The organism is Streptomyces sp. NPDC003034, from assembly GCF_053591375.1.
This window is the reverse complement of the sequence record NZ_JBSFTS010000019.1, coordinates 39,762-51,552: the sequence shown is the minus strand read 5'-3', so window position 1 is coordinate 51,552 and position 11,791 is coordinate 39,762. Positions and strand designations below refer to the sequence as shown.

Sequence of the window (11,791 nt, the reverse complement as noted above, 5' to 3'; positions counted from 1 at the left end):
TCACGACGGCGGCGGTGGTGTGGTGTACGCCACTCGAACGGCCCGCTCCTTCCCCCCTGTACATGCACGCTCACCGCACGTGGTTCTCGATCGGCCGACGGGCCGCGGCCACCGATAATCATGCCCGTGGAAGATCTTGGATTTCGCCGGGCCGCGCCCGCCCTGGCCGTCTTCGCGGCGGTCCGGCTGCTCGGGCTGGCCGTGCTCGGCGTATGGGGTGCGGCGGTCGGCAGCAGCCCGCACACGCTGATGTCGGCCCGCTGGGATTCGCTCTGGTACGCCCGCGTCGCGGCTGAGGGGTACGGGTACGAGGTGGTCCTCCCGAACGGGGACGTCCACTCGAATCTGGCCTTCTTCCCGCTGCTTCCCTGGCTTGAGCGGGTGGTGGCGGCCGGGTCCGGGCTCTCGTACGGCTCCGCGGGCCTGGTGGTGTCGGCGGTCGCGGGCCTCGCCGCGGCCTGGGGGATCTTCGCGGTGGCCGACCTGCTCCACGGCCGCCGTGCCGGGGTGCTGGCGGTCGCGGCCTGGGCCGCGCTGCCGGTCGGCATCGTGCAGTCCATGGCGTACAGCGAGTCGTTGTTCACCGCGCTGGCGGCCTGGGCGCTGTACGGGGCCCTGCGCGGCCGGTGGCTGACAGCCGGGCTGCTGGCGGCCGGGGCGGGCCTGACCCGCCCGGTCGGCGCGGCGGTGGCCGCGGCGGTGTGGGTGGCTGTGCTCCTGGCCCGCCGGCGCGGGGAGCGGTCCTGGCGGATGGCCGGCGGCGCGCTGCTGGCTCCGCTGGGGGCGGGGGCGTACGTGCTGTGGGTCGGCGCGCACACCGGGCAGGGCCTGTTCGGGTACCTGGACGTGCAGGGCGGCTGGGGCAACGGCTTCGACGGGGGCTGGGCCTTCGCCCGTTTCATCGGGGCGAGACTGGCCTCGTCGGCGTTCCCGGCCGGGGTGGGGCTGCTCGCCGGAGTCGCGCTGGTGCTGTGGCTGTACGGGCGGTGCGTGCGGCAGCGGCAGCCCGCGCCGTTGCTCGTGTACTGCGGGGTCGTCGTGGCGCTGGCCCTGTGCGCGTCCGGGTACTTCGGCTCCAAGCCCCGGCTGCTGCTGCCGGCCTTCCCCCTGCTGCTGCCGATCGCCTTGGCCATGGCCCGGTGGAGCGCGCGCCGGGCGGCGCTGGTGCTGGGCGCGGTGTCGGTGGCGTCGGCGCTCTACGGGGCGTTCTGGCTGAACGGCTCGGGGCCTCCGTAGGGGCGCGGGTCAGCCGACATAACGGAATAGATCATTCCTATTCCTCTCGGGCAAGCGAATCGACCGCGACCGATAAAGCCGGGTTAAGTCCGCGGAGTGAATTCCGGGACGGGCGGATGGGACCGCTCCGGAGGCTCCCGAAATACCGTGCATTAAGTCCCGCATGAGACCAACTCCACATCACATGGTCATCACAAAGCCCGTGGTTCGCCTGGCCCGACCAGCAACGCGCGGTAACGTCGATTGAGTGCGTACCGACCAAATCCCGGCCCGTCTGGAGCGGGTGTTCGCCCGACTGGACCGGGAACCAGAGCGACCGGCTCATCTGCAAACCCCGCAGATGAGCCGGCACCGCGTCGTGCTCCTCGGATCGACCTTCGCGTTCTATCTCGCGATCGTGGTGGCCGTACTGACCACGTCCTGGCTCGTCCGCCTGGACTGGCAGGTGATGTTCTTCCGGCCCTACGAGCAGTGGCCGCAGCTGCACGCCTTCCTCGACTACCTCGTCGTCCTCGGCCAGCGCGGACCCACCGCGGTCATGGTCGCCGCCTGGCTCGGCTGGCGCTCCTGGCGCCAGCACACGCTGCGTCCGCTGATCACCCTCGGCGTGGCACTCCTGCTGCTCAACGTCACCGTCGGCTCGGTCAAGCTGGGCCTCGGCCGGCTCGGCCCGCACTACGCCACCGAGATCGGCTCTGCCGAGCTCTTCGCGGGCGGCGATATATTCCCTTCCGGCCACACCGCCAACGCCGTCGTGACCTGGGGGATCCTGGCCTACCTGGCCTCCACCACGGTCACCCGGCGGGTGCTGTCCGTGGTGTCCGCCGTCGTCTCGCTGAGCGTCGGCGCCACCACCGTGTACCTGGGCACCCACTGGGTCAGCGACGTCCTGCTCGGCTGGTCCGCGGGTCTGCTGATCCTCTTGGCGCTCCCCTGGTTCGAGCCGCTCATCGCCCGCGCCGAGGCCTACGTCTTCGGCCTGCGCGAGCTGCTGCGCCGCCGCCTGGAGACCGGGCGCGTGTCGGGACCGGTCGCCGTCGCGCTCACCCCGCTGCTCTCGGCGGGCGGCAAGTGGCAGCTCCAACTCACCTCCGACGCCGCCGAGGAGCCCGCACCCGCGCCGGCCGCGGCCCGGGCGGCCACCACTGCCATCGCCCAGACCGCCGCAGCCACCGCCAGCGCCGCCGCCCCGACCGGGCACTCCCCGGCGCCCCGGCCCACCGCGCACCTGCCCGCGCGGCCGCACCTGATCCGGTCCGAGCGGGCCCCGGTCACGCCCGGCGGCGGCCGCCGCCCGGCGCACACCGAGCGGGCCGCCACCACCCGCGGGAGCGCCGCCCACCCGGTCACCGGCGGCTGAACCACCGCCCGCGGGGCGGTACGCACCTCCTCCCGCGCGGCACCGAGGCGGGCCCGGTCACCGACCGGGCCCGCCTCCTGCGTTCGCGGCGCACCGCGCGGAACAACGTCAGCGCCACGCCCCCACGTTCGTCCATCCCGGGTCACACTTGTGTCACGGAATGTCGACAACCGTAGGGCCATCCGGGGACGCCCGGCGCAATTGGTTTCCCGGCCGCGACAGCCGCCGCGGAGATTCTTTGGAATTTCTTCCAACGGGCGGGAATTCCGATCGGAGATTTGCACCGCGGCGGACCGAACCAAGGCCAAATAATCTCAGGTCCGCTACATTTCCTTCACTGCCGCCGCCTCCACGGCCCGCCCCAGGAGATCCCGTGCGGCCCTGATCCGGTCGGTCAGCTCCGGCGGCTCGACGACCTCGAACTCACAGCCGAGCAGCATGACATGAATCACCAGAACGTCGAGGTTCACCGCCCCCGTGCGCAGCAGGCAGCTGCTCCCGTCGACGGCCTCCAGGGCGCCGGCACTCGGCCCGATGATCTCCGCCGCCCGCTGCGCCGGAACCTTCAGCCGCACCACCGCCCGGGCCGCGTACGCCCGCTGCGCCACGCCCTGCGAGACGTAGGCGGCCAGGTCCTCGGCGGGTCCGGGACGGGGCGTGAACCGCGGGCCGTGCGGCGCCCTGGGCTCGATGCGGTCGGCGCGGAAGATGCGCCAGTCCTCCCGGTCCAGGTCCCAGGCGACCAGGTACCAGCGCCGCTCCGTGCACACCAGCCGGTGCGGCTCGACGGTGCGGCGGGTGGCCTTGCCCTCGTGGTCCCGGTACCCGAAGCGCAGCAGCTCGCTGTCCCGGCAGACGGAGGCCAGTTCGGTCAGGACGGAGGCGTCGACCGTGGAGCGCTGCGGCCCGCGCAGCATGGGCACCGTGAACTCGTTCAGCGCGGAGACCCGGCGCCGCAGCCGGCCGGGCAGCACCTGTTCGAGCTTCGCGAGGGCCCGTACGGAGGCCTCCCCGATCCCCTCGACGCCGTTCCCGGCGGCGGTCCGCAGCCCGACCGCGACGGCCACGGCCTCGTCGTCGTCCAGCAGGAGCGGGGGCAGCTCGGCCCCCGCCCCCAGCTGGTACCCGCCGCCGGTGCCGGGGCTCGCGTTCACGGGATACCCGAGCTCCCGCAGCCGGTCCACGTCCCGCCGGACGGTACGCGGGGTCACACCGAGCCGCTCCGCGAGATCGGCACCGGTCCAGTCACGGTGGGCCTGCAACAGCGAGAGCAGGCGCAGCAGTCGGGCGGAGGTATCCAGCATGTCCCGAGTCTGCCAGCGCCCCCGCGGCCGCCGGGGGGACCGGGGGTCCGGGCGGCGGGATTCAGCAGCCCGGTACCGCCGTATTGCCGCTGATCTTGACCAGCCCGCACAGCGTCTTGGCCGAGACCTTCCAGACACCGTCCTGGAGGACCGCGGTGCCCTTGCTTCCGGGCAGGGCCGGGGTCTCGCCGACGAGCAGGTCGTACGTCACCTGCGCCTCCCGGGGCGAGGTGAAGGCGACGCCGGTCACCTTGGCGGAGGACTTGGAGGCGTTGGGGTCGGCGGCGAACGCGTTCAGGAGGGGCTTGAGGGTGTCACCGTTCTCCAGGACACCGGCCTTCTGGTCGACGGAGGATCCGGGGTCGAAGAAGGCCGTCCAGTTCTTCTGGACCTCCGCCCTGGCGGCAGCCGGGTCGGCGGGCTGGGGCGGCTCCGTCGTGGGCACGACGGGCACCAGGGGAGGCGAGCTCGGGCTCGTGGTGGGGCTCGTACCGGTGCCGGTCTCGTCTGCGGGATCGGAGGTACAACCCGCGGCGGCGGGTGCGAGGAGGAGTACCGCTGCCGCCGCCCAGGCGACGGTGCGGGGGGTTCCGCTCAGGACCATCTGGCTCACCACCGGTGTCCGGGCGAGCCGGTCGGCTCGACGTTCTCAGCGTGGGTGCCTTCCGGGCACAGCGCAAGAAATAGACGGCCGAGCGCGGCCGGGCGGGCCCGGCGCTGCTCAGCGGGCAGGCGGCGCAGCGGGTACGGGAGCGGCGGCCCGACTCGGCGACGGCGCGGGAACGGTCGTCGGCGCGGACGTGGGTGTGGTCGCAGGCGTGGGCGTGGCCTTGGTCGCAGGCCCAGGCGTGGGCGCGAGCCCAGGCACGGGTGTGGTCGCAGGCGCAGGCGCAGGCGTTGTCACAGGCGCAGGCGCAGGCGTGGGTGGGGGCGCAGGCGTAGCTGTGGGCGTGGGCGCCGGTGCGGGCGGGGCGGGAGGAGCGGGGTCCCGGCCGGTCGTGGGCAGTACCAGCAGCGTGCCGGCCGCGAGCGCCTCAGGGTTCTCCCCGAGCACCGTCCGGTTCGCCTCGTACAGCGCCCGCCACCCGCCCTTCACCCGGTGCCGGCGCGCGATCGAGTCCAGCGTGTCCCCGTCCCGCACCACATGCATCCGGCCCGCGAGTCCGTACCGCTTCGAGCACACCGGCCACGCCTCCCACCCCTGGGTGCCCAACACCTCCTCCGCGACCCGGATCTGCTGTTCCCGGCTCGCCAGGTCGGCGCGCCGGGCGAAGCTCAGCCCGCCGTACTCCTCCCACGTCGGCTGCCGGAACTGCAGCCCGCCGTAGAAGCCGTTGCCGGTGTTGACGGCCCAGCGCCCGCCGCTCTCACAGTCGGCCACGCAGTCCCAGGGCCACTCCCCGCCCGGTCCGCAGTCACCGGCCCCGTCCCCGGTCACGCCGGAGGAGCGGGGGTACGCCGCGCCGGCCGGGCCCGGCGCGGGCGGCGGCGGAGCGGCGGCCGCACCCGGCGGCAGTACGAGGACCAGCGCGGTGGCGGCGGCCAACGGCGCGGCCCAGGTGGAGCGGAGGTTGGGCATCGGGTCACGCTACGCAGCCGCCGGCCGGCTCCCGGGCCGCCGTGCGGCACACCTCCTCGTCCCACCCGGTCGGCCGACACGCCCCGCCTCCGGAAATGACCGTCTCCGACCGCCAACTGCACACAAGCGGCAAACAGTTGCCATGAAAAGGGAGGTCCGATCGGCCGGTTCACTCGTCCGGGGGCCTGGTTCGATTCCGTTCCCTCCAATGGCGTGACCCCGGCCGCCGCTCCCCCGTTGAGCCGGACGAGCCGGGAACCACCCCGGCCCCGCACGTATGCCGAGACGGGCCGGCCGCACCGGCCGCCCGTCGCCTAGTCCGAGGAGCCACCCCGTGCCGCGCATGCTCGACGTCAGTGATGAGGTACGTGCCGAGATCGGTGACGAAGAAGCCGACAGGCTGCTCGTCGGCGAGGACGCGCCACGCAGCTACGACTGCACCTCCTGCCGTACCCCGGGCGACCCCGAGAACGACCGGACCAGCACGGTGCTGTTCGTCGGCGAGGAGACCGCCGTCCTCGCCTTCGCCCACGCCACCTGCATCCCCTCCCAGGTCGTCTCCGTCTCCGAGGAGCAGCTCCAGGGAGCCGTCCGCAGCATCACGGGTGACAGCCCGGCGCCCACCGCGCCCGTCCTCGAAGGCGGCCCGCAGAACGTGCCCGGCGGCCAGGCCGTCCTCGGCATCACCAGCGGCCTGGTCCTGATCGGCGGCGACCTGCACCCGGCGCTGGTGGTCGAGCCGACCGCGCCGATCGCCCGCCCCGGCAGCGACGGCCCCGGTGACGACTTCCTGCCGCTCCTGATCGAGCAGGGCTTCGTCCCCGTCACGGACACCGCCGAGCTGCCCTCGCCCCTCAACGGCTGGTCGGTCCTGCTCGCCGGCGGCCAGCTGCACGCCGTGCTCCAGCCGGGTACCGAGGGCGGCGGCCAGGTCGCCTGGTGGCAGGCGCACCAGGCGCTGTCGGTGACCGACGGCTGGCGGGCCGCCGTCAACAAGACCCAGCGCGTCCTGATCTACGCCGCCCCGGTCGGCTCCATCGGCCAGCAGCCCCGCGAGGACCTGCTGCGCGACGCCCTCGACAAGGCCGCCGCCGCGGGCAAGCTCGTGGCCGCCTCGATGCCCCTGGCCGGTACGCCGGGGACCTGATCCCCCCTGCGGCCGGGCCGGTCTCCTTCAGCCGGCGCCCGTCAGCCCCTCCGCCTGCCACCCCGCCCGCCTCCCTTGCCCAACTCCCTTGCCTGACCGCCCTTTTCCCTGACTCCTTCGCCTGACTCCTCAGCCTGATTCCTTCGGGCCCCGAAGCGTCGTCGGCGCCCCCGCCCAGGGGGCCCGGCGGCATGCGCCGGGGGTGCGCGGTCCGTCCCGCGCACCCCCGGCGATCTGCGTTTTCCGCCCGGTCACCCCGCATCCGCAGGCCGCCGGTTTCGTTGGCTGATACGTGCATTCATACGACTCCTCCCGCGACCCGGCCTACTCCAGCACCGTTCCCCCCATGCGCCCCGCACGGGACCGGGACAGCGCTCCGGCCGCATCGCACACGCCGATCTACGACACGCTGTACTCGGAGTACCTGCGCGCCTTCCGGACCCTGCCCGGCGACCGCACCGGCGAGGAGGACCTCGGCTTCACGTCCTTCTCGTACGGCGGCGCGTACAGCGCGGGCACCGGCGCCGGCAGCGGCTGGAACGGTTCCTCATGGCAGCAGAGCGACAGCTGGCAGCCCTCGTACACCCCGCAGCCGGCGTACTCGTACTCCTCCGCCGGCCAGGGCGCGGGCGGTCCCGGATACGCCGGCGGGCGACAGCACCAGACCGGGATGCAGCACATCCCGGCGGCCCTGCCGCCCGCTCCGCGCCGGGGCTACTGACCCCGGGACGCCGTACTACTTCTTGACGCCGTACTACTTCTTCTTGTGCTGGGCGCCGCGCTTCTCGCGCACCCGCACCGAGATGTGGATCGGGGTGCCCTCGAAGCCGAACTCCTCACGCAGCCGGCGCTCGATGAAGCGCCGGTAACCGTGCTCCAGGAAGCCGGAGGCGAACAGGACGAACCGCGGCGGCTTGCTGCCCGCCTGGGTGCCGAACAGGATGCGGGGCTGCTTGCCGCCACGGACCGGGTGCGGGTGGGCGGCGACGATCTCGCCGAGGAAGGCGTTCAGGCGGCCGGTGGGGACACGCGTCTCCCAGCCCGCGAGAGCGGTCTCGATCGCCGGAACCAGCTTCTCCATGTGGCGGCCGGTGAGCGCCGAGACGTTCACCCGGGGCGCCCAGGCGACCTGCTGCATCTCGGTCTCGATCTCGCGCTCAAGGTAGTAGCGGCGCTCCTCGTCCAGCTCGTCCCACTTGTTGTAGGCGATCACGATCGCGCGGCCCGCCTCGACGGCCATCGTGATGATGCGCTGGTCCTGGACGCTGATGTTCTCGGTGGAGTCGATCAGGATGACCGCGACCTCCGCCTTCTCGACGGCGGCGGCCGTGCGCAGGGAGGCGTAGTAGTCGGCGCCCTGCTGGAGGTGGACGCGCTTGCGGATGCCCGCGGTGTCCACGAACTTCCACGTGATGCCGCCGAGCTCGATCAGCTCGTCCACCGGGTCGCGGGTGGTGCCGGCCATCTCGTTGACGACGACGCGGTCCTCCTTCGCGACCTTGTTGAGCAGCGAGGACTTGCCGACGTTCGGCCGGCCGATCAGCGCGATGCGGCGCGGGCCGCCGGGAGCGGCGCCGCCGAAGGTCTGCGCGGGGGCGTCCGGCAGGGCCTCCAGGACCGCGTCCAGCATGTCGCCGGTACCGCGCCCGTGCAGGGAGGAGACCGGGTGCGGCAGGCCGAGCCCGAGGGACCACAGCGAGGCGGCGTCGGACTCGCCGCTCTGCCCGTCGACCTTGTTGGCGCACAGCACGACGGGCTTGCCGGCCCGGCGCAGCAGCTTGACGACGGCCTCGTCGGTGTCGGTGGCGCCGACCTTGGCGTCCACGACGAAGACGACTGCGTCGGCCGTCTCGATGGCGTATTCGGCCTGGGCGGCGACGGAGGCGTCGATGCCGAGGACGTCCTGCTCCCAGCCGCCGGTGTCGACCACCTTGAAGCGGCGGCCGGCCCATTCGGCCTCGTACGAGACGCGGTCGCGGGTGACGCCCGGCTTGTCCTCGACGACCGCCTCGCGGCGGCCGATGATCCGGTTCACCAGGGTCGACTTGCCGACATTGGGCCGGCCGACGACGGCGAGGACGGGCAGCGGGCCGTGGCCCGCCGCCTCGATCGCGCCTTCGACGTCCTCGACGTCGAAGCCCTCTTCCGCGGCGAGCTCCATGAACTCCGCGTACTCGGCATCGCCAAGTGCTCCGTGGTCGTGCTGGTCGTTCATGAAGTCCGTTCCTCGTCGTTCGTGGTGATCGGTGGCACCCGCGCAGCGCGGTTCCACTACTAGGTCAAGTCTCGCTCAGCGCCCGGTGAGGCGCTTGGCATCGGCCAGGTGGGCGGTCAGCCGGTCCTGGATGCGTACGGTGGCCTCGTCCAGCGCGGTCCGGGTACGGCGGCCACTGCCGTCCCCCGCGTCGAAGGCCGACCCGAAGACGACGTCGACCCGGCTCCGGAAGGGCGGCAGTCCCTTGACCAGCCAGCCGCGGGCCTCGGTGCTGCCGAGCACGGCGACGGGCACGATGGGCGCGCCACCGCGGACCGCGAAGTAGGCGAGGCCCGCACGCAGCGAGGCGAAGTCGCCCTCGCCCCGGGTGCCCTCGGGGAAGATCCCCAGGGCGCCGCCGTTGTGGAGCACGCCCAGGGCGCGGCTTATCGCCGTCCGGTCGGCTCCGGCGCGGTCGACCTTCACCTGCCCGATCCCTTCCAGGAAGGGGCCGAGCGGGCCGACGTACGCCTCCTTCTTGATCAGGAAGTGCAGCGGTCGCGGGGCGGTGCCCATCACCATCGGGCCGTCGATGTTGTGCGAGTGGTTCACCGCGAGGATCACGGGGCCCGAGGCGGGCACCTTCCAGGCGCCGAGCACGCGGGGCTTCCACAGCCCGTACATGAGCCCGATGCCGATCCGCCTGCCGACCGCCGCACCCTTGAGGGAGGGCGTTTCGCTCACCTGCGGCCCGCCCGCTTCTCAGTGATCTCGGTCGCGCTCCGCCTCGACTCCGCTCCGCCCGAGTGCTCCTCGCTCGTCCCTCGCTCGGAACCCTCAACCTGCGCTGCGCCTCGGCTCTGCCGCTCAACCACCAGTGTAACGACGCACTCGATGACCTGTTCGAGGCTGAGCTCGGTGGTGTCCACCTCGACGGCGTCGTCGGCCTTGGCGAGCGGGGAGGTCTTGCGTCCGGAGTCGGCCGCGTCGCGCTTGATCAGCGCCTCCCTGGTGGCCACGAGGTCCGCCGCGCCGGCCTCCTTGCCCCGCAGCTCGCCGCTGCGGCGTGCGGCGCGTGCCTCGGGGGAGGCGGTCAGGAAGATCTTGAGGTCGGCGTCGGGCAGGACGGTGGTGCCGATGTCCCGCCCCTCCACGACGATGCCGCCGTCCGCCTCGGCGGCGATGGAACGCTGGAGGTCGGTGATCAGGGTGCGGACCTCGGGGACGGCGCTGACCGCGCTGACCTTGGAGGTGACTTCCTGGCTCCGGATCGGTCCCGCGGCGTCCAGGCCGTCCACGGTGATGGTGGGGGCGGCCGGATCGGTGCCGGACACGATGGCCGGCTTGCCCGCCGCGACCGCGATGGCGTGCGGGTCGTCGGTGTCGACGCCGTTGGTGATCATCCACCAGGTGATGGCCCGGTACTGGGCACCGGTGTCCAGATAGCGCAGCCCGAGCTTGGCGGCCACGGCCTTGGAGGTGCTGGACTTGCCCGTGCCGGAGGGACCGTCGATGGCGACGATCACGGCGGACGGAGCTGCGGTTTCCACGGTGCGGGCACCTTCCTGGTTGCGCGTACGTGTCCGGGCGCGGCAAAACGCCCCTGCCCAAGGTTACCGGCCCCGGGCGCCGCCGGATCCCGGCCGCCCCGCCCGGGCCGTCGCGCCAGGCCCGGGGGCATGCGCCGCCGCTCCGGTGGCGGCCCCCGGCGGCGGCCCGGCCGGGGTCGGTGGCGGCCCCCGGCGGCGGCCCGGCCGGGGTCGGTGACGGGGCCTGCCGACGCCGTCGGCGGGTCCGGGCCGCGGCGTTCGGGGCAGCACCCGCCCCGGCGTCGCGGGGCCGCCTACTGCTGGCGCAGGGCCCAGCCGCGTTCCCGCAGCTCGGTGGTGAGGGCGGCCGCCGCTCGGGGCTCCACCATCAGCTGCACGAGCCCGGCCTGCTGGCCCGTCGCGTGCTCGATCCGTACGTCCTCGATGTTGACCCCGGCCCGCCCGGCATCGGCGAAGATCCTCGCCAGCTCGCCCGGCTGGTCGCTGATGAGGACGGCCACCGTCTCGTACACCGTGGGCGCCGCACCGTGCTTGCCCGGCACCCGGACCCGCCCCGCGTTGCCCCGCCGCAGCACGTCCTCGATGCCCGCCGCGCCCCCGCGCCGCTTCTCCTCGTCGGCCGACTGGAGGCCCCGCAGGGCTTCCACCGTCTCCTCCAGGTCCGCCGCGATGCCCGACAGGACGTCGGCCACCGGTCCCGGGTTGGCGGAGAGGATCTCCACCCACATCCGCGGATCGGACGCCGCGATCCGCGTCACGTCCCGGATCCCCTGCCCGCACAGCCGGACCGCCGTCTCGTCGGCCTCCTCCAGCCGCGCCGCGACCATGCTCGACACCAGCTGAGGGGTGTGCGACACCAGCGCCACCGCCCGGTCGTGGGCGTCCGCGTCCATCACCACCGGCACCGCCCGGCACAGGGCCACCAGCTCCAGCGCGAGGTTCAGCACCTCGTGGTCCGTGTCGCGGGTGGGGGTCAGCACCCACGGGCGGCCCTCGAACAGGTCCGCCGTGGCCGCCAGCGGTCCCGAGCGCTCCTTGCCGGCCATCGGGTGCGTGCCGATGTACGCCGTGAGGTCCACGCCGAGCGCCGCGAGCTCCCGGCGCGGCCCGGCCTTGACGCTGGCCACGTCCACGTACGCCCGTGCAACTCCCCGCCCGATCACGTCGGCGAGGGTCGCGGCCACGTGGGCCGGCGGTACGGCGACGACCGCGAGGTCGACCCTGCCCTCCGGGGCCTCGTCCGTGCCGGCGCCGAGCGCGGCCGCCGTGCGGGCCTGGGCAGGGTCGTGGTCGATCAGGTGGACGGTGATCCCGCGGGCGGTCAGGGCGAGCGCCGCGGAGGTGCCGATCAGTCCGGTTCCGATGACGACGGCGGTTCTCACGGGGCGCTCCAGGGTTGCATGACGGCACGGCGGCGGGAC

10 protein-coding genes and 1 pseudogene are annotated in these 11,791 nt (G+C 73.5%); 4 read left to right on the top strand and 7 right to left on the bottom strand.

Features of this window, described 5'->3' with window-relative positions; genetic code table 11:
• Window positions 1-120: 120 nt before the first annotated feature.
• Both ACWDX7_RS19560 and ACWDX7_RS19555 read left to right on the top strand, forming a co-directional pair.
• Window positions 121-1,236, top strand: coding sequence for a hypothetical protein (locus tag ACWDX7_RS19560; RefSeq protein WP_451492295.1), 1,116 nt, complete (start codon window positions 121-123; stop codon window positions 1,234-1,236).
• Between the two features lie 247 nt (window positions 1,237-1,483).
• Window positions 1,484-2,596, top strand: a complete 1,113-nt coding sequence (locus ACWDX7_RS19555; RefSeq protein WP_451492296.1) for a phosphatase PAP2 family protein — start codon at window positions 1,484-1,486, stop codon at window positions 2,594-2,596.
• Between the two features lie 323 nt (window positions 2,597-2,919).
• On the opposite strand, the gene ACWDX7_RS19550 is transcribed toward ACWDX7_RS19555, so the two are convergent.
• The 3 genes from ACWDX7_RS19550 to ACWDX7_RS19540 form a co-directional block, all read right to left on the bottom strand.
• Window positions 2,920-3,900 carry a helix-turn-helix transcriptional regulator gene (locus tag ACWDX7_RS19550; RefSeq protein ID WP_451492862.1) on the bottom strand — a complete coding sequence of 327 codons (981 nt, stop codon included), beginning with the start codon at window positions 3,898-3,900 and terminating at the stop codon, window positions 2,920-2,922.
• Between the two features lie 61 nt (window positions 3,901-3,961).
• A complete protein-coding gene (locus ACWDX7_RS19545) occupies window positions 3,962-4,504 on the bottom strand; it encodes a hypothetical protein (protein WP_451492868.1) in 543 nt (180 codons plus the stop codon).
• 117 nt (window positions 4,505-4,621) lie between these two features.
• A complete protein-coding gene (locus tag ACWDX7_RS19540) occupies window positions 4,622-5,479 on the bottom strand; it encodes a transglycosylase family protein (RefSeq protein WP_451492861.1) in 858 nt (285 codons plus the stop codon).
• Between the two features lie 334 nt (window positions 5,480-5,813).
• Between ACWDX7_RS19540 and ACWDX7_RS19535 the strand changes: the two genes are divergently transcribed.
• A complete protein-coding gene (locus tag ACWDX7_RS19535) occupies window positions 5,814-6,626 on the top strand; it encodes a hypothetical protein (RefSeq protein WP_451492860.1) in 813 nt (270 codons plus the stop codon).
• A gap of 346 nt (window positions 6,627-6,972) precedes the next feature.
• The gene (locus tag ACWDX7_RS19530) at window positions 6,973-7,347 is read left to right on the top strand and encodes a hypothetical protein (RefSeq protein WP_451492859.1); all 375 of its coding nucleotides are present in this window, start codon (window positions 6,973-6,975) and stop codon (window positions 7,345-7,347) included.
• A 33-nt stretch (window positions 7,348-7,380) separates the two neighbouring features.
• Here the strand turns inward: ACWDX7_RS19530 and der are convergent, their stop codons facing one another.
• The 4 genes and pseudogenes from der to ACWDX7_RS19510 all read right to left on the bottom strand — a co-directional run bounded on the left by der (window position 7,381) and on the right by ACWDX7_RS19510 (window position 11,752).
• The gene (der, locus tag ACWDX7_RS19525; RefSeq protein WP_451492858.1) at window positions 7,381-8,841 is read right to left on the bottom strand and encodes a ribosome biogenesis GTPase Der; all 1,461 of its coding nucleotides are present in this window, start codon (window positions 8,839-8,841) and stop codon (window positions 7,381-7,383) included.
• A gap of 75 nt (window positions 8,842-8,916) precedes the next feature.
• On the bottom strand, window positions 8,917-9,504 hold the full coding sequence (locus ACWDX7_RS19520; RefSeq protein ID WP_451492867.1) for a lysophospholipid acyltransferase family protein: 588 nt from the start codon (window positions 9,502-9,504) through the stop codon (window positions 8,917-8,919).
• Window positions 9,505-9,677: 173 nt separating this feature from the next.
• Window positions 9,678-10,370: pseudogene (gene cmk, locus ACWDX7_RS19515) on the bottom strand ((d)CMP kinase); the annotation flags it as partial.
• A 293-nt stretch (window positions 10,371-10,663) separates the two neighbouring features.
• Complete coding sequence (locus ACWDX7_RS19510) at window positions 10,664-11,752, bottom strand: prephenate dehydrogenase (RefSeq protein WP_451492857.1); 1,089 nt, start codon at window positions 11,750-11,752, stop codon at window positions 10,664-10,666.
• Between the last annotated feature and the right edge of the window lie 39 nt (window positions 11,753-11,791).